Source organism: Moritella sp. 28 (assembly GCF_018219435.1).
In the GTDB taxonomy this organism is placed as follows: Bacteria; Pseudomonadota; Gammaproteobacteria; order Enterobacterales; family Moritellaceae; genus Moritella.
Window position 1 is genome coordinate 2,706,793 of sequence record NZ_CP056121.1, and the last position, 21,797, is coordinate 2,728,589.

At 38.0% G+C, this 21,797-nt stretch carries 18 protein-coding genes; 8 read left to right on the forward strand and 10 right to left on the reverse strand.

What is annotated here, in order from left to right; genetic code table 11:
• The first annotated feature begins 111 nt into the window (after window positions 1-111).
• On the forward strand, window positions 112-1,671 hold the full coding sequence (locus HWV02_RS12100) for a SulP family inorganic anion transporter (protein ID WP_211676071.1): 1,560 nt from the start codon (window positions 112-114) through the stop codon (window positions 1,669-1,671).
• Between the two features lie 134 nt (window positions 1,672-1,805).
• Here HWV02_RS12100 and ihfA read toward each other — a convergent pair whose 3' ends face one another.
• The 8 genes from ihfA to thrS all read right to left on the reverse strand — a co-directional run bounded on the left by ihfA (window position 1,806) and on the right by thrS (window position 11,818).
• Window positions 1,806-2,099 (reverse strand): integration host factor subunit alpha, encoded by a 294-nt coding sequence (ihfA, locus tag HWV02_RS12105; RefSeq protein WP_211671691.1) that lies wholly within the window; start codon window positions 2,097-2,099, stop codon window positions 1,806-1,808.
• A gap of 3 nt (window positions 2,100-2,102) precedes the next feature.
• Complete coding sequence (gene pheT / locus HWV02_RS12110; RefSeq protein WP_211687927.1) at window positions 2,103-4,490, reverse strand: phenylalanine--tRNA ligase subunit beta; 2,388 nt, start codon at window positions 4,488-4,490, stop codon at window positions 2,103-2,105.
• Window positions 4,491-4,504: 14 nt separating this feature from the next.
• Window positions 4,505-5,488: a phenylalanine--tRNA ligase subunit alpha gene (pheS, locus tag HWV02_RS12115; RefSeq protein WP_211676073.1), complete on the reverse strand. Its 984-nt coding sequence runs from the start codon at window positions 5,486-5,488 to the stop codon at window positions 4,505-4,507.
• Between the two features lie 90 nt (window positions 5,489-5,578).
• Window positions 5,579-8,455: an EAL domain-containing protein gene (locus HWV02_RS12120; RefSeq protein WP_255550303.1), complete on the reverse strand. Its 2,877-nt coding sequence runs from the start codon at window positions 8,453-8,455 to the stop codon at window positions 5,579-5,581.
• A 226-nt stretch (window positions 8,456-8,681) separates the two neighbouring features.
• Complete coding sequence (gene rplT, locus HWV02_RS12125; RefSeq protein WP_019439702.1) at window positions 8,682-9,038, reverse strand: 50S ribosomal protein L20; 357 nt, start codon at window positions 9,036-9,038, stop codon at window positions 8,682-8,684.
• Between the two features lie 27 nt (window positions 9,039-9,065).
• Window positions 9,066-9,260, reverse strand: a complete 195-nt coding sequence (gene rpmI, locus HWV02_RS12130) for a 50S ribosomal protein L35 (RefSeq protein WP_019439703.1) — start codon at window positions 9,258-9,260, stop codon at window positions 9,066-9,068.
• Window positions 9,261-9,344: 84 nt separating this feature from the next.
• Window positions 9,345-9,887, reverse strand: a complete 543-nt coding sequence (infC, locus tag HWV02_RS12135) for a translation initiation factor IF-3 (protein ID WP_211680194.1) — start codon at window positions 9,885-9,887, stop codon at window positions 9,345-9,347.
• Window positions 9,884-11,818 (reverse strand): threonine--tRNA ligase, encoded by a 1,935-nt coding sequence (gene thrS, locus HWV02_RS12140; protein WP_211671697.1) that lies wholly within the window; start codon window positions 11,816-11,818, stop codon window positions 9,884-9,886. Before thrS ends, infC begins: the two co-directional genes overlap by 4 nt.
• Window positions 11,819-12,159: 341 nt before the next feature.
• Between thrS and HWV02_RS12145 the strand changes: the two genes are divergently transcribed.
• Together HWV02_RS12145 and HWV02_RS12150 are read left to right on the forward strand one after the other, a co-directional pair.
• On the forward strand, window positions 12,160-12,984 hold the full coding sequence (locus HWV02_RS12145; protein WP_211687931.1) for a DUF2797 domain-containing protein: 825 nt from the start codon (window positions 12,160-12,162) through the stop codon (window positions 12,982-12,984).
• 309 nt (window positions 12,985-13,293) lie between these two features.
• Window positions 13,294-13,749, forward strand: a complete 456-nt coding sequence (locus tag HWV02_RS12150) for an L-alanine exporter AlaE (RefSeq protein ID WP_211687932.1) — start codon at window positions 13,294-13,296, stop codon at window positions 13,747-13,749.
• 147 nt (window positions 13,750-13,896) lie between these two features.
• Here HWV02_RS12150 and HWV02_RS12155 read toward each other — a convergent pair whose 3' ends face one another.
• The gene (locus tag HWV02_RS12155; RefSeq protein WP_211676077.1) at window positions 13,897-14,781 is read right to left on the reverse strand and encodes an alanyl-tRNA editing protein; all 885 of its coding nucleotides are present in this window, start codon (window positions 14,779-14,781) and stop codon (window positions 13,897-13,899) included.
• 329 nt (window positions 14,782-15,110) lie between these two features.
• Here HWV02_RS12155 and HWV02_RS12160 point away from each other — a divergent pair, with 329 nt between their 5' ends.
• From HWV02_RS12160 to HWV02_RS12180, 5 genes are read left to right on the forward strand one after another with little or no spacing between them, the layout of a single operon-like run.
• Entirely contained in the window at window positions 15,111-16,235 is a 1,125-nt protein-coding gene (locus HWV02_RS12160; protein ID WP_211687934.1) for a hypothetical protein, read from the forward strand.
• 9 nt (window positions 16,236-16,244) lie between these two features.
• Window positions 16,245-16,808, forward strand: coding sequence for a tetratricopeptide repeat protein (locus HWV02_RS12165; protein WP_211676079.1), 564 nt, complete (start codon window positions 16,245-16,247; stop codon window positions 16,806-16,808).
• 8 nt (window positions 16,809-16,816) lie between these two features.
• A complete protein-coding gene (locus HWV02_RS12170; RefSeq protein ID WP_211676080.1) occupies window positions 16,817-18,634 on the forward strand; it encodes a FliG C-terminal domain-containing protein in 1,818 nt (605 codons plus the stop codon).
• Window positions 18,635-18,637: 3 nt separating this feature from the next.
• Window positions 18,638-19,429 (forward strand): motility protein A, encoded by a 792-nt coding sequence (locus HWV02_RS12175; RefSeq protein ID WP_211687936.1) that lies wholly within the window; start codon window positions 18,638-18,640, stop codon window positions 19,427-19,429.
• A complete protein-coding gene (locus HWV02_RS12180) occupies window positions 19,426-20,091 on the forward strand; it encodes an OmpA family protein (protein ID WP_211687937.1) in 666 nt (221 codons plus the stop codon). The genes HWV02_RS12175 and HWV02_RS12180 overlap by 4 nt, the downstream gene beginning before the upstream one ends.
• A 332-nt stretch (window positions 20,092-20,423) precedes the next feature.
• Here the strand turns inward: HWV02_RS12180 and HWV02_RS12185 are convergent, their stop codons facing one another.
• Window positions 20,424-21,698 (reverse strand): DEAD/DEAH box helicase, encoded by a 1,275-nt coding sequence (locus HWV02_RS12185; protein WP_211676083.1) that lies wholly within the window; start codon window positions 21,696-21,698, stop codon window positions 20,424-20,426.
• Window positions 21,699-21,797: the final 99 nt, after the last annotated feature.

Sequence of the window (21,797 nt, forward strand, 5' to 3'; positions counted from 1 at the left end):
AACTATTAGCTAAATTTTAAAGCCGCATGTTATATGCGGCTTTTTAGTACTTACTTAGTACACTTTTATTTTATTTTATTCACTTAATGACAACTCGGTAACTTATAATTTATGTTTGAATTTCCAAAATATTCCATAGCATCAGTAAAAAATGATGTCTTGTCTGGCTTAACCGTCGCACTCGCACTTGTGCCTGAAGCTGTTGCATTTGCTTTTGTTGCAGGTGTTGAACCGCTGGTCGGCTTATATGCGGCATTTATGGTCGGTTTAATCACCGCCATTTTTGGCGGCCGTCCAGGTATGATCTCTGGTGCTACGGGTGCGATGGCAGTTGTAATGGTATCGCTTGTAGCTGACAATGGCGTACAATATTTATTTGCGGCCGTTGTGCTTGCCGGTTTATTACAAGTGCTTGCAGGTGTATTCAAGCTCGGTAAGTTTATTCGGATCGTACCACACCCAGTAATGATGGGGTTTGTGAATGGTCTAGCTATCGTCATTTTCTTAGCGCAATTAGGTCAATTCAAATTTATTGACACTAATGGTGATCTAGCTTGGTTACAAGGATCACAGCTTTATATCATGCTAGGTCTTGTTGCCCTAACAATGGCTATTATTCATTTCCTACCGAAACTAACAAAAGCAGTACCTTCTTCACTTGTTGCGATTGTAACAGTGACGCTAATTGTTTATTACATGGGACTAGATACGCGTACAGTTGTTGATTTTGTTCGTTCAATGACAGGCGATGATAATGCGACTATTTCAGGTTCATTACCAAGCTTTAGTATTCCAAGTGTGCCGTTTACACTAGAAACTCTCTATATAATCTTACCTTATTCATTAATTCTTGCTGCAGTTGGTCTTATTGAATCATTATTAACATTAACCGTTATTGATGAGATGACAGGTACACGTGGTAAAGGTAACCGAGAATGTGTTGCACAGGGTGCCTCAAACATCGTTAACGGTTTCTTTGGTGCTATGGGTGGTTGTGCTATGATCGGCCAATCAATGATCAACATCAACTCTGGTGGTCGCGGGCGTTTGTCTGGTATCACGGCTGCAATATCACTATTACTCTTTATCCTATTCTTCTCATCGCTTATCGAGGTAATTCCACTAGCTGCACTTGTTGGTGTTATGTTCATGGTTGTGATTGGTACATTTGAATGGGCAACTTTCCGTGTAATACGTAAAATTCCAAAGGCAGATACATTTGTAATTGTGCTTGTTACGGTTGTTACTGTATTTACTGATCTAGCTGTTGCTGTGATTATCGGTGTTATTGTTTCTGCATTACGTTTTGCTTGGGAACATGCCGCACATATCAATGCAGAAAAATCTATCGAAGAATCTGGTACTAAAGTATACAAAGTGAATGGTCCACTATTCTTTGGTTCTGTTAGCCACTTTTTAGAGTTATTTGATGCATCTGCAGACCCACAAGATGTAATCATCGACTTTGCTAACTCACGCGTATGTGACCACTCAGCGATTGAAGCTATCGATACACTCGCTGAACGTTATATCGCAGAAGGTAAAGTATTACACTTACGCCATCTTTCATTAGAATGTAAGCAATTAATGACGCGCGCAGGCGATATGATTGAGGTTAATTTAATTGAAGACCCTGAGTACCATATTGCATCAGATAAACTAGGCGGTTAATTCCTTCTAGCACTTACCCTACTTCCTTTTATTGTGTTGTAGGGTAATAATATATCTGTAACTGTTATGAAGATTTGTTTATAACAGGCATAAAAAAACCGGCATTAGCCGGTTTTTTATTATCTGATTAAACTCTAATTTTTTGAGATAGTCTCAACTTTCGCTTTCAACTTCTGACCCGGTTTAAAAGTCACAACGCGACGAGCTGTAATTGGTATATCTTCACCTGTTTTAGGATTACGACCAGGTCGTTCACCTTTATCACGAAGGTCAAAATTACCAAAACCAGATATTTTAACTTGTTCGTTAACTTCTAAAGATAAACGAATCTCTTCAAAGAAAGCTTCTACCATTTCTTTAGATTCACGTTTACTCAGGCCAACGTCGTTAAATAAAGTTTCAGCAATATCAGCTTTGGTTAGTGCCATAAATTAATCCCTCAAGGATGCATTGAATTCAGATGAGATAGCTTCCACAACAATATTTACTGCTTCAGATATTTCTTTTTCTTCCAAGGTGCGTGAGATATCTTGTAAGGTTAAGCTGATTGCTAGGCTCTTATGACCTTCTGCAACACCTGTACCTTGGTATACATCAAACAAGTTTATGCCAACTAACTGATTCCCGCCAACTTTTTTGATGAAGTTGAGAACATCACCAGCGTTAACGTCGTCTTTAACAATCATAGCAATGTCACGGCGGTTCGAAGTAAACTTAGAAACTTCAACAGCTTGCGGCAATTTACGAGATGTTAATGTAGCCAGTTCAATCTCAAGAATAATCGTTGAACCATTTAGGCCTAACTTCTTCTCTAGTGAAGGATGGATAGTACCAATATGACCAACAGAACGATCACCACAGAAGATTTCAGCACTTTGACCAGGATGTAATCCAGGATGACTTGCACGTTTAAGTACAAATTCATCAGTGTTACATGTTTGATCTAATAGTGCGTCTAAATCGCCTTTAAGATCAAAATAGTCAACAGACTTACTCTCTTGATTCCACGATTCGGCATTTGCTGTACCCGCGATGATTGCACCAAGCATTGGCACTTGAAGCACGCCATTTTCAACTGATTCATCTTTAATAAAAGTAAGACCAGTTTCAAATAAACGAATACGTTGTTGCTGACGTTTTTGGTTAGCTACAACAGCTTCTACCAAACCTGTAAACATACTTACACGCATTACTGACATCTCAATCGAAATTGGATGTGGTAATACAAGGTGGTCTGCTTCAGGGTGTAATAATAACTGACGTTTTGGATCAACAAAGCTATATGTAATTGCTTCCTGGAAACCACGGTCAACCATTAAATCACGAATGCGGCGAACAGGTAATGTTGCTTCATTATGATCTGTCATCTTCAATGGAGCAACAGGTGCAACATTTGGGATATTGTTGTAACCGAATACACGCGCTACTTCTTCGATTAAATCTACTTCAACTTCGATATCGAAGCGGAAAGATGGAGAAGAAACTGTCCATGTATCATTTTCAAACGTAGGAGATAAACCTAAACTGTTTAAAATGTCAGTTACTTTCGCATCTTCAACATGGAAACCAATTACTTTATCTAATTGATGACGACGTAGGTTAATTGGCGCATGTGTCGGTAATGCTGACTCTGTAGTCACATCTACAACAGGAGCGACTTCACCACCACAGATTTCAACGATTAACTGTGTTGCACGTTCCATCGCTTGATATTGAAGCTCTGAATCAACACCACGTTCAAAACGATGTGAAGAATCAGTATGTAGACCGTATGCACGAGCGCGGCCAGTAATCGCGAGCGGGCTAAAGAATGCAGACTCAAGTAAAATTGAGTTTGTTGCAGTCGTTACGCCAGTTTTTTCGCCACCGAAGATACCAGCCATTGCAATTGCACCGCTATCATCTGCAATAACAAGTGTATTGTCATTTAGCTTAACTTCATTACCGTCAAGTAGTGTTAATTTTTCATCTTGGTTTGCAAGACGAACATTAATACCGCCCGTTAAAGTAGCTAAGTCAAATGCATGCATTGGTTGACCTAGTTCTAACAATACATAGTTTGTTACATCAACGATTGGGTCAATTGAACGAGTACCACAACGACGTAGGCGCTCTACCATCCATAAAGGCGTTTTCGCTGTCACATCTAAGTTATTGATCACACGACCAAGGTAACGAGGACACTGCGCTGTCGCGTCTACAGAAACACTTACTGTTTCAGAGCTTGTTTCCGTTGCATTAGTCCATTCAGGTGCCGTTACAGCAATGTTATTTAAAACACCAACTTCACGAGCAATACCTGCGATACTTAAACAATCAGCACGGTTAGGTGTTAGATCAACTTCGATCGTAACATCATCGAGACCAAGGAATTCGCGAATGCAAGTACCAGGTACTGCGTCAGCGGGTAATTCAATGATACCATCAGCTGATTCAGCCATGCCCATTTCAGACTCAGAACAAAGCATACCGTGTGATGGTTGACCACGTAGTTTTGCTTTTTTAATTTTGAAATCGCCTGGTAACACAGCACCAACAGTTGCAACCGCAACTTTTAGTCCTTCACGGCAGTTAGCTGCACCACATACGATGTCGATTAGCTCTTCTGCACCTATATCAATTTTAGTTACTTGTAATTTATCTGCATCCGGATGCTGACCACATTCAACAACGTGACCCACAACGATACCAGTAAAATCACCCGCAACAGCATCAATACCGTCAACTTCTAGGCCAGCCATCGTTATTTGATGAGCTAACTCTTCATTTGTAAGACCTGGTTTAACCCAAGTTTGTAACCATTCATTACTGAATTTCATTATTGAGTCCTATCTTATTTAAACTGCTTGAGGAAACGTAAATCATTTTCGAAAAATGAACGTAAATCGTTAACGCCATAGCGAAGCATAGCTAAACGTTCAACACCCATACCAAAGGCAAAGCCAGAGTATTTCTCAGGGTCGATTCCAACAGAGGTTAATACGTTAGGGTGTACCATGCCGCAGCCTAGTACTTCTAACCATTTACCATTTTTGCCCATAACATCAACTTCGGCAGAAGTTTCTGTGAATGGGAAATAAGAAGGACGGAAACGAATTTCTAAATCTTCTTCAAAGAAGTTATTTAAGAAATCGTGTAACACACCTTTTAGTTCGCTAAAGCTTACCTTTTCGTCCACAAATAGACCTTCTACTTGGTGGAACATTGGTGTGTGAGTTTGATCGTAATCATTACGGTAAACACGGCCTGGAGAAATAATACGAATTGGTGGTTTTTCCACTTCCATCGTACGAATTTGAACACCAGACGTTTGTGTTCTTAGTACTAATTTAGGATTAAAGTAAAATGTATCGTGATCCGCACGAGCAGGATGGTGCTCAGGGATATTCAATGCATCAAAGTTGTGATAATCATCTTCAACTTCTGGACCAGACTTAACAGCGAAACCTAATTCACCGAAAAATGATTCAATACGTTCGATAGTACGTGTTACAGGATGTAAACCACCATTAAGGTTGGTACGACCTGGTGCTGTCACATCAATCATTTCTTCTGCTAATTTAGCATCTAAAACAGCTTTCTGTAATGCATCACGTTTCTCGTTAATGACTTTTTGAACTTCTTGCTTAGCAATATTAATCGCTTGGCCAGCTTTAGGTTTTTCTGCTGGAGGCAGTTTCCCTAATGTTTTCATCTGCTCAGTTAAAATACCTTTTTTACCAAGGTACTCAACACGAACAGTGTCCAATGTTGCGAGGTCAGTTGCGTTTGCTACGGCTTCTACGGCCTGTACTATTATTTCTTTGAGGTGTTGCATGTTTTTCTTATCACCCTGTTGGCAGGAAAAGTGAATAGATTCATTCAGTAATGGATGATTTTACTCAAAAGTAAGCCTAAGTGCTAGTACTTAAGCTGAATCTAGGTGTTCAATATCAACTAAATCAACTAAAAGTGCAGGTTTGGCTATTAAATAGCCTTGAACATAATCAATCCCTATTCCTGATAGGATATTTTTAATGTTTTCATTTTCCACATATTCGGCTACTGTTTTAATATTAACCGCCTTTGCAATTTCATTAAATGACTTAACCATAGTGTAATCAACATGATCTGTTTCAATATTTTTAACAAATGAACCATCAATTTTCAGTTGATCAATTGGCAATCGTTTAATATAGCTGTATGAAGAAAACCCACTACCAAAATCGTCCAAACTAAAACGGCAACCCAAATCTTTAAACTTGTTCATAAACAGTATTGTTCGCTCAAAATCCATAATTGCCTGACTTTCTGTAATTTCAAAACACAGTCTTTCAGGGGGTATACCATAGGCTGAAATTGTTTTTTCTATATAGGTATGCATACTGCGATCAACCAGAGATTGGCCACATAAATTGATTGATGCCGAACTCAGGTTGGCAAGGTGTTTTGGATTAGAAGACAGCCACTGACAGTATGTTTTAACAACCCAACGATCAAGCTGTGACATAAAATTATAATTTTCAGCAGCGGCAATAAATTCACTTGGTGATTGTAAAACACCTTGCTCATCTCTCAACCTAAGTAAAATTTCATAGCGATAGCCTTCATCAACAGCAGAAGACAAAGGCTTGATAGTTTGAAACGCAAGCTCGAATCTATCTGCATCTAACGCTTCACGCAACACACCGATCCAACGCATTTCGCGTTGATGACCAAGCATTACATCATTACTTTTACTGTATACATGAACGCGATTACGTCCCTGCTCTTTTGCTGTAAAACATGCCGTATCAGCGAGACTCAATGCTTGTGAAAAGTTTTCAATTGATTCATCTAAAATGACAATACCAATACTAACACCTAACACAAAATGTCGACTATTATGTGTAAACCTAAAGTTTTCAATACCGCAGCGAATAGTATCTGCAGTTTCTAACGCACTATCAAAGTTAGTTTTGTTAAGTAAAATACCAAACTCATCACCACCAAAGCGTGCCAATATCGCATTTTCATCAAGAAATGACTTTAAAACCACGGTGATTTTTTTCAATAGTGAATCACCAATATCATGCCCACAAATGTCATTAACCAATTTAAACTGATCAAGATCTAAATAAAGTAAAATGTTATCTTCTAATACTGAACACTTACTTTCTAAAGATACACCAACCAGTTTTTCAAAATGAGTACGGTTTACAAGCCCCGTTAACTGATCATATTTAGCAATAGATGCCAATTTTATTTCATGTTGCTTTCGTTTTGTCGTATTAACAAATGAACCATCGATGACAGTTATATCAGGTTGTATATTGAGACGCATATTGATTTCACCGTGGAATATTTCACCATAACGATCATAACCAGACATCTCTATGCTATTAATCTCACCTTCAACACGTAGTCTTTTTATTATTTTTTCACGTAAGTCTGGGTCTGCATAAAACTCATCTGCGGTTAGATTCCCTGACTTTTGCATATCCTCCAGATTAATAAAGCCGAGTAATCTGCACATTGATTTATTAATCGCTAATATGCTCCCTTCGAGTGAAGTCGTAAACATACCCTCGGCTGCATTTTGAAATACGCTGTAATAACGCTCATTGGCTGATGTCATTTGCTTTTCGACATCTTTTTTTACAACCCGGTCATGCGCCATTTGCTTTGCAAAATTCCAACATAAATAAACCAATACGATTAAAGCAGACAATTCCGAGATATAATCCGTAAACTCATTCTGACCAAGCAACCCGAAACGAGTTAATATGTGAATATCAATACCAAGTATAAAATATACTAATGACAGCACATAAAAACGAACATCTTTAGATTCATTACGAATAAAAAATAAGCCACAGACAATCGACAACAGTGTCATGCCGAGGGCTAAAATAGACATCAATATGATGCTGGTTTTAAATGAAAATAATACTGAACTTGAAATAACAACCGTCGAGAAAAAGATAAGTATTTTTGTCGATAACGAAAACCAAGAACGGTATCTTAACTTTAATAATTGTCGTGCAAATAAACTCAAGTTTAAACCTATCACGCCCATTAATATCACGATTATTGAATCATAATAATGAGCTATAAAACTTACGTTATAAACAAAGCCAAAACCTTCCAAAATCCATATCACAGAGAGATAGCACATAATAAATACAACATATTGGATTAATCGTGCATCGTGCAGGTGAATATATAAAAATATTAGATAACAAATCATCATTAAAAATAGGCCAGTAAACATACCAACCATTAATTTATGCTGTGATTGTTCATCAATAAAATCGTTCGCATTCCAAATTCTGAGGGGAGTTTGTAAAAAGGCACTTGCTTTAATTCGGATAAAATAACTCACCCTTTCACCCGCTTCAATCTTAAAACCCGTAGCGAATGTCAGTTTAGACATATTATCCTCATCCAGACGACGCGTACCGAGTCTTTTTACAACCGACTGTCCATTTTCATGCATAAAATAAAGATCTATTTGATCTAACAGCGAATCGCCAAAATCAATAATCAGGTATTTATCAAGGTTCGTTTTATTAACGATTTCACCCTTAAACCAAAATGTGCTATCTGAAAAGCCAAAATTAAAATGAGTTTGATTAGCTTTAACCCATGGAATAGCAGATTGTCTTTGTGACAAATAATCAAATGTATATGAATTGGTTTTATCTTCAAAATACTTTGTTGATGTACCAAGACGGGCAACTTTAAAGTCAGAATCGATAACAACGCCTTCGGCTTGTGCAAAAGTAGCGTGTAGACTAAAAGTGATAAAAAATAGTAAAGACAATAAAGAATGCATAAATTTTAATATCAGTCTCAAAATTATTTTAAATTGAGTCATTGATATTACAGAAAAGGATTCTTCAAGTATATAGAAGGCTGTGTAGACAGGTATTTATAGCTATTTTATAGGGCAAGGGTATTAATTATTTATAGGTATAATTTTCGTTATTATGCCAAATACTAAAAAAGGAGGCCGAGGCCTCCTTTTAATAACGGTTACTTAATTAAAATTAAGCAACTGCTTCTTTTGCTTTATTTACTAGTACAGTAAATGCCGCTTTATCGAATACAGCAATGTCTGCTAAGATCTTACGATCGATTTCAATAGAGGCGTGTTTAAGGCCATTAATGAAACGGCTGTAAGACATACCATTTTGACGTGCAGCAGCGTTAATACGTGTAATCCATAATTGACGGAATTGACGTTTACGTTGACGACGGTCACGGTAAGCATATTGACCAGCTTTTGTAACTGCTTGGAAAGCAACACGGTAAACTCGTGAACGAGCTCCGTAATAACCTTTAGCTTGTTTTAAAACTTTCTTATGACGAGCACGTGCAACAACACCGCGTTTAACTCTAGGCATAACTATTTTCCTCTTTTATATCTAAAATTAAGCGTATGGAAGCATACGTGAAACAGATGCAACATCACACTTTGCAACCATTTGCGTACCACGAAGGTGACGTTTACGTTTAGTGCTCTTCTTGGTCAAAATATGACGTAGGTGAGACTGTTTGCGTTTAAAACCATTAGCGGTTTTCTTAAAGCGCTTTGCAGCGCCTTTATTCGATTTCAACTTAGGCATTATAACTCCGCATTGTTGAATATTAATGAATAACAGTAAGGCGAATATGAGTACTTACGTACTCATATTACTTGGAAGCACCTACTATTTCTTTTTAGGGGCTAACACCATTACAGCTTGGCGACCTTCCATTTTCGGGAAAGCTTCCACGACTGCAATTTCTTGTAAATCATCTTTAATACGATTTAAAAGATCAAAGCCTAAGCTCTGGTGCGCCATTTCTCGACCTCGGAAACGCAGCGTAATTTTTGCTTTGTTACCTTCTTCGAGGAAGCGAGTCAGGTTGCGTAGTTTTACCTGATAATCGCCAACATCAGTCCCAGGTCGGAATTTTATTTCCTTAACCTGAACCCGAACTTGCTTTTTCTTCTGCTCTTTAACAGATTTACTTTTCTCGTATATAAATTTACCGTAATCCATGACACGGCAAACAGGAGGCTCGGCATTCGGGCTAATTTCTACAAGATCTAAACTTGCTTCTTCTGCTTTAGCAAGTGCATCTCTTATAGATACGATTCCAATTACTTCACCATCAGCACCGTTTAAGCGACATTCAGGTATACGAATCTCTTCGTTGATACGATGTTGTCTGGTCGTTTGTTGTTGACCTTTTTTTCCGCCTTTTATAACGAATCCTCCAAAGTTGTTTTACCGCGGCTATTGACTTCGGTTTGTAATTTACTGATGAAGTCATCTAACTTCATAGTACCTAAGTCAACGCCCTTACGAGTACGTACTGCAATTTCTCCTGATTCGACTTCTTTATCGCCGATAACCAAAAGATATGGCACACGTTTCAAAGTATGTTCGCGGATCTTAAAGCCTATCTTCTCATTTCTCAAGTCTAATTTTGATCTAATGCCTACTTTCTTCATTTTTTCTACAAATTCTGTAGCAAAAACAGCCTGTTTATCTGTAATGTTCATAACTACAGCTTGAACAGGTGATAACCAAGTAGGGAAAAGTCCTGCATATTCTTCAATTAGAATTCCAATGAAGCGCTCAAGTGAACCTAAAATTGCTCGGTGAATCATAACAGGCGTCTCACGACCGTTACTTTCACACACATATTCTGCACCTAATTTCTCAGGCATTGAGAAGTCTAGTTGAATTGTACCACATTGCCATGCACGATCTAAGCAGTCATGTAGTGTGAATTCGATTTTAGGTCCGTAGAACGCACCCTCGCCTTCTTGTACATCGTAGCTTAAACCACTTGCAGTTAATGCATCAGCAAGTGCCTGCTCAGATTTATCCCAAGTCTCATCACTACCTACACGTTTTTCAGGACGTGTTGATAGTTTAATTTCAATGTTTTCGAAACCAAATGTAGCGTAAGTTTCAAAAACCATCTTGATGCAATCAGATACTTCTTGCTGAATTTGGCTTTCAGTACAGAAGATATGTGCATCATCTTGCGTAAAGCCACGTACACGCATTAGGCCATGTAGCGAACCAGATGGTTCATTACGGTGACATGAGCCAAACTCTGCCATACGTAATGGTAAATCACGGTAAGATTTTAAACCTTGGTTATAAATCTGTACGTGACCAGGACAGTTCATTGGTTTAATCGCATATTCACGGTTTTCTGAGTGAGTACAGAACATACCTTCTGAATATTTATCCCAATGGCCTGATTTTTCCCACAAGCTACGATCCATGATTTGTGGACCTTTCACTTCTTGGTAATCAAACTCGCGTAATTTTTCACGAATGAAATTTTCTAACTCACGGAAAATTGTCCAACCATCGTTATGCCAGAACACCATACCAGGTGCATCTTCTTGCATATGGTAAAGATCAAGTTGTTTACCGATTTTACGGTGATCGCGCTTCTCAGCTTCAGCAAGACGTTGAATATATGCTTTTAGCTCTTTCTTATCAGTCCAAGCTGTACCATATATACGCTGTAACATCTTATTGTCTGAGTTACCGCGCCAGTATGCGCCTGCAACAGACATTAATTTGAAATGCTGGCAATGCTTCATTACTGGTACGTGTGGACCACGACACATATCAACGTATTCTTCATGGTAATATAAAGCAGGCGTTTCATCTTTACCGATGTTCTCGTCTAAGATAGCTACTTTATATGTTTCACCACGCGCTTCAAACGTGTCACGCGCTTCTTGCCAAGAAACAACTTTCTTAATAACTTGATAGTTGGTCTTAACCAGTTTGTTCATGTGCTTTTCTAGCTTAGCTAAATCAGCTTCACTAATTGGTTCTTCCATATCGACATCATAATAGAAGCCTTTATCAATGGTAGGGCCAATAGCCATCTTGGTGTTTGGCCATAATTGCTTAATAGCATGACCAAGTAAATGCGCACAAGAGTGGCGTAGGATCTCTAGACCATCAGCATCTTTAGAAGTAATGATTTCAATTGCAGCGTCTTCAGTGATTAGGTCACATGCGTCAACACGTTCACCATTAATGCGGCCAGCGATACACGCTTTAGCAAGACCAGAACTGATATCTGCAGCAACTTCCATAATCGTTACTGGGTTGTCAAATTGACGCTGAGCGCCATCTGGAAGAGTAATTACAGGCATTTTATATCCTTTTTGCAGTGATGCTGCCTACGATGCAGCGTTTGCATAAATTAAGATGTTATTAAACATCGTGTGATAAGTTTTCTTATATATACACAAGGTAACGTACCTAATGTAAATAAAGAACTAAAATTCATTCTGGACATTTTGCCATCTAAAAACTAAAAGTGATAACAATAAGTAGAAAGAAATTTCAGACCAAGTATTATATAGAATTACATTATAATTACACGGCTTTTGTTAATTTTACGTAGATTAATCCCCCTATAATAAGAAGAAACACGTAAATTAACAAACAACGTAAGCCTAAAATAATTTCACGAGCAATGGAATATCATAAAATGTCATACACAGGCCATATCAGTAAAATGGTTTCAACACTTAATGCAGATCATAGTGTCAGTTACCAATTACCACTCGACGATACACTTATTCCGTTAAACGAACTTATCGGTAAATCAATCACACTCACGCACACTGGCAACATACATTGCTTAAACTGTGGAAAAAAAACAAAGAAGAGCTATTCGCAAGGCCATTGTTTTGTTTGTACACGCAAGCTAGCCAGTTGTGATATGTGCATCATGAAACCAGAAACCTGTCATTATGAGTACGGAACTTGTCGTCAACCAGAATGGGCCGATGATTTCTGTATGACTGACCACTATGTATACCTTTCAAATACGTCTGCATTAAAAGTTGGTATTACCCGTCATACTCAATTACCAACCCGTTGGATTGATCAAGGTGCAACACAAGGTCTGCCGATCTTTAAAGTAAAAACTAGACAAATATCGGGGTTAGTCGAAACCGCATTAACTGAATTCATTGGTGATAAAACCAACTGGCGTACCATGCTTAAAGGCGAAAACGCAGATATTGATTTAAAAGCGGAAGCAGCACGTTTAATGCCTTTAATTGAAGAACAATTAGGTAATATTGAAATGATGTATGGTTTAGATGCAATTGAGGAACTCGAAGCGGATATTGTTACCATTAACTACCCTGTTACTCAGCACCCGACTAAAATAGTTTCACACAACTTTGATAAAGAACCTGTGGTATCAGGCATACTGCAAGGTATTAAAGGTCAATACCTATTTTTTGATACTGGTGTGATCAACATGCGTAAATTCACCAGTTATGAAATAACGTTAACAGTTTAACAACCCAACCAACCTGTCAACAAATAATTTTATATTACGAGATACTGACCGCCAACTTTGGTCAGTAATTTGAACCAAATCACACTAATCCGTATCAAACTTTGTACTCCCCAGTATTTACTCTCTATTTTTCATTCATTATCAGTATTAAATACATAAAAAACTTAAAAACCAGCCTACATTTAGTGATTAAAACTGCCAAATACGTGATTTAATACGCACATATTCCACTTATAGCCAAACAACCAGCTTATAAGTGATGAGTAAATTGATTTAGACACGATATTAATCTAATTTGGAGATAAGCAAGTGCAAGTTAAAGCCCCTTTCTGCGTTCGTAATGCCGCAGCTGACACATTCGCAATGGTCGTATTTAGCTTTGCTGTGGGAATGTTGATTGAGATTTTTGTCTCTGGGATGTCGTTTGAACGATCTTTAGCTTCCCGTGTGGTTTCTATTCCGGTCAACATCGCCATTGCATACCCATATGGTTTATATCGTGACTTTATCATTAGGGCTGGTGCTAAGTTAGTTAAGAATAAACTAACAAAACAATTTGGTGATACATTTGCGTATGTATCTTTCCAATCACCTGCTTATGCCTTAATTTTATTATCTGTCGGTGCTGATTTCGATCAAATTATAACTGCCGTATCAAGTAACGCTGTTGTGTCATGCTTCGTCGGTGTGTTCTACGGCCAATTTCTTGATTTATGTCGTAAGCTATTTCGCGTACCAGGATACCACGCAGGTATCAGCGCTTAACCGGCAAAATAATATATCAGACTGGTATTGCCCCTAAAGAATAGTATGAATAGAGGTTCGGATAAAAATTGAACGAACCTCTATTTTAAGAATTCAAAGATTTAACGTGTGCATTTACAGATGTTTTTGAATTAATAAGGGTTATTTTTAATTAGCCTTTGTGATCATCTCTAATTGTTGGTCAGACTTAAATGTTAACTCAATCGTTATATCTTTATATTCAGCCAAACTTTGTACGTGTGAACCACCGCAAGGCATAGTAATACTTTCACCAATACCTAAATCGCAACACCAAAAGCGAGAGTCCGTAAGCGAATCACCTTCACACTTCATCACAACAGATGCTTTAGTCGCAAGCCAGGTTGCCAATACGCCATTCACACTCGCTTCAATGAGTGATAGGTCTGCAAGCATCTCAGCCACATTAAGGCCACGCTTTTTCAACGTTTTACCCAAACGGTAATTGTCTGTTGATTTGTTTTCAGAGACCAAACTTAATGTTTGTGCGTATGAATGAAAGTCGCGATTATTTAATACATCTTTGCGTGATGCATCTTTACGCCAGTAACCTTGTTCTAAAACCTTATTTAACGCATAAGAAGCCAAATGCCCTGCACTGTGCCCTCGACTTAATGCCGTTTGATATCTTGCATCAACAACTAATTCAACAGCATCATTAATGTTTAATGCCATGTCTAATTCTAATTCGTGTACGACAACAAAATACCAGCCAGGCTCACCACGTTTTACGGGTATATCTGTACCTTTATATAGCTTACTATTTTCAATATCGAAAGCACCCGTAACGCAATCTGTGACTGTGTATTGCTTACCGTTAAATACTAAAAACCCTTTATCCGCAGGATGATCTGGCCAGATATGACTTACCGGGTGGAACGGTGTTTTTTCAGTAACCACATAAGTACTAGTGTCTGTTTGTTCAACCCACTGTACTTGAGTTAAAGATTCCATGATTCCTTGAGTAAAAAGAACCTTAGTTGGTCGTACTTGATGAATTACAACATCAGACATTAAACACCCTTAGATAATTAGTAAATGAATTGCATAATAATACCACTTCCAACACGTTTAAAGGAAATACCTCAATTTAAAAATTGGTATAAAGCACTATTTAAATTTGCTAATGCTATGTATTACCTCACACGGTACTACATCTTAATTAATCAATAAATTCAATGTGATGGAATATTTGCTATACCAATTAAATTTACAGCCCCCTCATTACTTACACTTAATTACGACCAGCTTACGTTTCCTTACATATTACTTACAGTTTAAAAATCTGAAAATAGATACACTAATGCATTAATATACTTATTAAAATATAAAAAAGGCACTCCATGACACGTTCATTCTTTGATATAAAAAAATCATTTTTTGTATCTTTTTTTTCTTTTTGTATAATTTCTATCGCATATATCCCATTAAGCCATTCCGCAGAACTTACCGAAAATGACGAACAATCAGAAATAACCCATCAAGCTTTAACGCCATCGAATATGACACCTAGCCAATCATACCTTGTATTTTTAAATATTCTTGACCGTAAAGATATCTGGGGAGAACTTCCCTGGGAACTTTCAGAGCAAAATATTAGAACGGTTGCTCTCTACCATACCGGTGACAGATTACAGCACCAACTAGACAAAACAACATTAAGCTTAATCGAAAATAAATTATCATTGAGCCTTATAGACAACGACATACGAGTTAAAACATGTGTTCAATGCTCTAAAACATATATCACTGTAAAAAATGGCAGTGTACGTGTGAAACATAGCGCCGAAACAAATAAAGAGTTACAAACAATGGCGAAAGACATTCGTGCGAATGCCTTTCTAATGTGGGATGCATCGGTTCATGATGGCGTTTACGACCTGCAACTAAAGCTTGTGAATGCAAAAACGATGGATGCGATATGGGCTAAAAATATATCTGAAACCATTGAAGTAAATTCGGATATTGGTTTTCCAAAGAAATCAGACTGGGCACTTACTTTAGGTGTTTGGGGTCTTGAAGCTAAACGATTAAATACAAGCACAGGTAAAACGACTAATGTAGATAAGTTCACAACAATCGGTGTACGTAAAAATCAATCATCAGATTTAACACCTTACCTTGATTACGCAATTATCTTTGATGCGGTCACACACCTTGAAAATAGAGGAATTATAAACTTAACCGGTGTAAACATCGAAGGTCGAGTTTTATTATTAATGCCAGATTGGAACCAGAAAATTAAATTAAAACCTTATATCGGTATTGGTCAAATATTATTCAAAAATTACCATGCCGTTGCGTTTAGAGTAGGTACTGAAATTAGCTTCCCCGATAATGGTTCGTTAGAACTAGGCATCATTAGCGTCTCTGAAAGTAATATCGATGTAGGTTCTAAATCAAACTATGCATCAGAGATTACATTTGGTGGCGTAAGCTTCGATATTACACTTAGCTACCGTATCTAAGGAAAGAAAATGAAACAGATAATTACTTTATGCATGCTTATCACCCTTACTGCATGCAGTGCTAAAAAAGATAATAATGAGAATCATGTACAAGCAATAACAGATGCAGCAGGTAACCCATTAGAACTAGGCGTATTATCCCTTCGAAATAAGGGAACTAACTACGAATCAAAAGTCGCATTTAACGTTCTTGGTAGCGATATTATATTCGAGATCGAAAACGATGAGGATATAAATCCCGCAGACGTTATCAACAATCAAGAAGATCTCGAGCAGTTCGAAGACATATTAGATGAACAAGAGCCTGCTCCAGAAGATATAGATAAGGCATTACGCTTATTATCTGCGGCTCAACAACTTGCTGTAGATAAAGATTACCCAGAGGCACTTGCTAAAGTAGAAGATGCGATTAAAGCAGCGCCTAGCCTTGCACAAACTCATGCACTTAAAGGTAGCGTGAATTACAGAATGAAAAACTATACCAATGCAAGAACCGCATGGAATAAAGCATTAGAACTTGATCCATCATACGAAGATGTTCAGAAAGCATTAACTAAAATGGGTGATAAATAAGGATGATTATGACTATTTTTAAATCTTTATTATTCGCTATATTACTTGTGCTCACACCACTGGTTATGGCGAATGAAATTGAATCGCTTGAGTTAAGCCAAGGCCTAGAGGAAAGGCTGAATAGAGATATAGAAGCCTATCTCGGTGATGATAGCTTTATACTTTCGATTAGAGCTGAAGTATTAACGTCGCCTAAATCTCAGGATTTAACGAATAATAACGGACAACCTCAAGCTTCAGAGACAACGCCGGAACAAGTACAAAGTCCAGAGCAGGCTAATCAAGCCCCTTCAACAATAACACCTGAAACTGAAGATGAATTTGACTTACCTGCCCTGCCAAGTAATATGCCTAAAGAAAATGCTGTCAACCCAGTGGTAGAACAGGCAAAAGCTCAAATTGCAGAAATGGAAAAAACAATTACCAAGCAATCTGAGTTACTAGAAAATCAAGTCAAAAAAGCCAATCAACCAAAAAGCAAGGACGATTCAGAAAAAACATTACGAGTACTTCACACTAAGTTATTAGTTGCTAGCACAGTTAACAACGAACAAGTTGTATTCTTAAGAAACTTGCTTACTGAAAAGCTAAACTACAATCCATTTAGAGGTGACACATTAACTATCATACCGACTGATTTTCCAAAACAGTTGGCAGTTCAAGATTCAGAAAGTTCAGAGCCACTACCTTGGTATCAAGAATGGTTGACTTGGTTAATGGTTTTATTTGCTGCCTTATTATTAATTTTACTTTTCTTACTATTACGAAATAGAAGTAAGCCAGAAAAAGTTGAAGAAATAGATAATACTCCACCAACAGCTGAACCATTACTAATGCAACAGCAGCAAGATGTACAAGCCCTACGTCAGCGAATTATCAGTCTGAGCCTAGCATCTCCGGACAAAATCCAAACCGCCGTGGCTAACATTGCTTTAAACGAGCAAAACATGCCACTGTTAGCAGCATCATATCAAACATTAGGCCGTTCGATATTCACTTCGATTTTCCCTAATCTTGTGCATGAAATTCCACAGTATATAAACTACCTTAAGCAAGAACAAAAAGATTACCCTGCTTTAATCACTAGTCTAAATGATCTACTGCAGTTATTGACGCACATAGAAAATGATGCAGAAGCAATAACGCATAAACCATTTTCTTACCTTCAAAAATTAACCGACAATCAAATCTCTTGGTTAATTAAAGAAGAGCAGCCTAGGATAAAAGCCTTAGTTTTAACACAGCTTGAAGAATTAAAATCAACGGCTGTATTAAAACAATTAAGCCCTACTGAACGTGCATTAGTTGCAGTTGAAATTGGACAGTTCCATAACTTCCCAGTCGCAACGTTTAACGAAATTGCACAGCGTCTAGCCAAGAAATCACGACATGTACCTGACTTCAAGCACATCAATGCAGATGGCACTGAGTTGTTACTTGGCATGTTAGATCGCTTGCCGCTAAACGAGCAGCAAGCATTATTAACGCAACTCAAAGAAAGCTCCCCAGAAACCTACATGAAGATCCGTGAGCAATTCTATTGCTTTGATGATGTATTGAAGACACCAACGTTAGTACTTGCCGATGCATTGCGTAACCTTGAGCGTAAAATAGTGGCAATTGGTTTGCACTCTTTTGAAGAAGAACAAATTCAACACGTATTAGCAGACCTGCCTGTTAAATTAAAATCAGCGCTGCTATTTGAGATAAAACAACTCGAAGTTACAGATCAAGAAAGCATAGCGAGCGCGCAACAAGAAATTGTTGTAGCAGTAAGACAGTTGCTCAATTCAGGCCGTTTCACTATGAATGATTTAAAGGGATAATAGATGATTTCAATTAGTACTTTCGTAGGCATATTAGGTGCAGTCGGTTTATTCGTTTATGCCATTTTTAAAAGCACTGATAACTACCTGATCTTTGTAAGCTTATTCAGTTTACTTATCGTGCTTGGCGGGACTTTTGGAGCGACCTTAATTAGTTACTCGTTTCGTCTGATTTGGGCCGCATTTACCGAAATGATGGTTAATTTCCTTGACGAAAAAAACCAAAACAAACAACTAAAGCAGCTTGTTAGTCGTATTATCGAATGGAATGATATATACAAAAAACAAGGTATTACAGCGTTAGAAAACAGTTTGACTGAGAAAGAAAAAAAGGATGATTTCATTCTCAATGCAATGGAATTATTGGGTACAGGTTATAAATCTAAAGTTCTTTCTAGTATGCTTGACGACTCGAATGAAAGTGATTTTCAGCGTAGAAATGAACACGTAAATGTCATTAATACACTTTCAGTATACGCCCCTAGTTTTGGTATGGTTGGTACTTTAATTGGCTTAATCATCATGCTTGATAATATGAGTGGTGATTTGTCTGCATTAGGCAAAGGCCTTGCCATTGCCTTATTAACGACATTGTACGGTACATTATTAGCACAGCTACTCTTTAAACCATCTGCAATTCGCATAGCAAGAAGACAGCACCGCATTTTCTTCGAGCGTCAAATTATAACAGCTGGTTTAGAGTTGATAACAGAAAACAAAGATAATTTGTATATTCAAGACAGATTAAACTGTTACCTAGCGCCCAAACATAAAATGACGGAGTTAGGTCAATGAGATTAAAAAGACCACCGTCTTCCTCGCAATTAAGCGATCAAGACGATAATGGTTGGTTAGTCACATACAGTGATGCGATCACGTTATTGCTAGCATTCTTTGTTATTCTGGTCAGTGTATCAGAAGTAAATGAAGGTCGTTTACAAGAGCTCGAACAAGGTATCACATCGATAACCAACACAACTAAGACCTCTATGCCTTTTAGTGAATTGAAAAAAGACATTACGGGTGTACTTGAAAAAAATAAAATGGCTGAATTAGTCGATGTCAGTATTGATAAAAAAGGTATCAAGATTGAGTTTTCTAATAAAGCCCTTTATGGCTCTGGTGATGCGGAGATCAAATCACAGATGTTACCTGTGATTGACCAAATTGCTGACGTCATTCATAACTCAAATGTCAAAAACCAGCAGATTGAAATCGAAGGTCATACTGACGACATTCCAATCAATACCCTACTATACCCATCAAACTGGGAGTTATCGAGCGCTCGAGCCGTTGTAATTGTTAAACGACTTGAGCAACAAGGTGTTGAAAAAAATAAACTAAAAGCAGTTGCTTATGCTGACTCAAGACCCAAAGTCGAATTAAGTACAACTAAGGATATACACGCTGCTAGAGCAGCAAACCGTCGCGCTGTCATTTACATTCGTAGGCCTTAAACCCTTCTGAATTAACTCTCATAAGTCAATACACCCCAACTCGTTGGGGTGTATCTTATTTAAACCGACCCTAGCACCTGAACACCCCTGCTAAAACACAACATACGTAAATCTTAAAGCGTACACCGTAATTAACACAACCTGCATGATGGTCTAAGTTTGATGTGAGTTAAGTATTACTGCTTGAAATTTTCCCATGGGAATGACTGAAGTATTTAACACGATAGAACCAGTGGAAAAACCAAGTGAAACTGAAAGGCCGTTGAAGTGTTGTAAAGTAGATGCCGTTGCGCGACACCTACTTTTATTACTAGATTTAGCTTCTATGTAGGTTAATTATTACTCAACCAGATATCTGCATTTACAGGTGCTTTATTTTTACGCTTTTTCTTACCGCTGCCTTCAGGTGGAGCCATTGGTATGTATGCTTCGATAGTTTCATCTACTTCAAAACCCGCTACTTGCTCACGCTCAAGTCGGATCTTGTTCTTCTTTTCGATGACACTGAAATGATGATGATCTTCATGGTCGATAAGCGATAATGCTAAGCCCACTTCACCAGCACGGCCACTTCGACCAATACGGTGCATGTAGTCAGATGGACTTCTCGGTAAGTCAAAGTTGATCACCACTGGCAGTTTTTCGATATCTAAACCACGGGCTGCGATATCTGTTGCAATCAGCACTTGAATCTCGCCAGATTTAAATCCGTCAAGCGTACGAATACGAGCGCCTTGCGCTTTATCGCCATGGAACACTTGTGATGTAATGCCACGCTTAGCAAGTTTATCTGCTAAGTGATTACAGCTGTGTTTAGCATTAACGAAAATAAGTACTTGTCGCCATTGATTTTCATTGATCAAATGCGCTAAAACGGCTGTTTTTTCACCTTGGTTAACAGTAAAAACACGCTGAACTAAGGTACTTGCATCCGCACTTTGCAGTTGAATTTCAATTGGATCGTTCAATAAGGTTTGCGTTAAAGTTTGTACTTTTTCAGGGAAAGTCGCTGAAAATAATAAAATTTGTTTTTTCTTTGGCAACAAGGCTAACAGTGAAGATAACTCCTCTGTAAAGCCTAAACTTAACATACGATCGGCTTCATCTAGCACTAAGGTTTTAACCATATCTAGCTTAATAGCATTACTTGAAATCAAATCGAGTAATCGACCAGGTGTTGCAACCAAAATATCGGTGCCACCGCGTAATGCGAGCATTTGCGTATTCACTGATACACCACCAAAAACAGCAACCGTTTTAATCGCGCCGTTAAAATGCACAGCATAAGATTTAATGCTGTCAGCAACTTGCTTGGCAAGTTCACGAGTCGGTACCAAAATTAGTCCGGTAACATAGTTACCTTTACTGCTTGTACTACCCGATTGCTTTTCAGTATGTAAGTGCTGCAGCATAGGTAATGCAAAAGCGGCTGTTTTACCCGAACCGGTATTTGCCCCTGCAATTAAGTCACGTCCCGCTAATACACTTGGGATAGCTTGCGCTTGAATAGGCGTTGGCTGCTGGTATTCCAGCTCAGTTAATCGAGCTAACAAAGGTGAAATAAGGCCAAGTTCGGTAAAGTTTGCTGGTGCTGTGACAGTTGTCATTAATATATAAAGCTCAGAAATAAGATAATAGCCGACTATTTTAGCGTATTTATGCCCTATTAAGTTAGTGAAATCGATCAAACCTTGCGGTAATGTTAT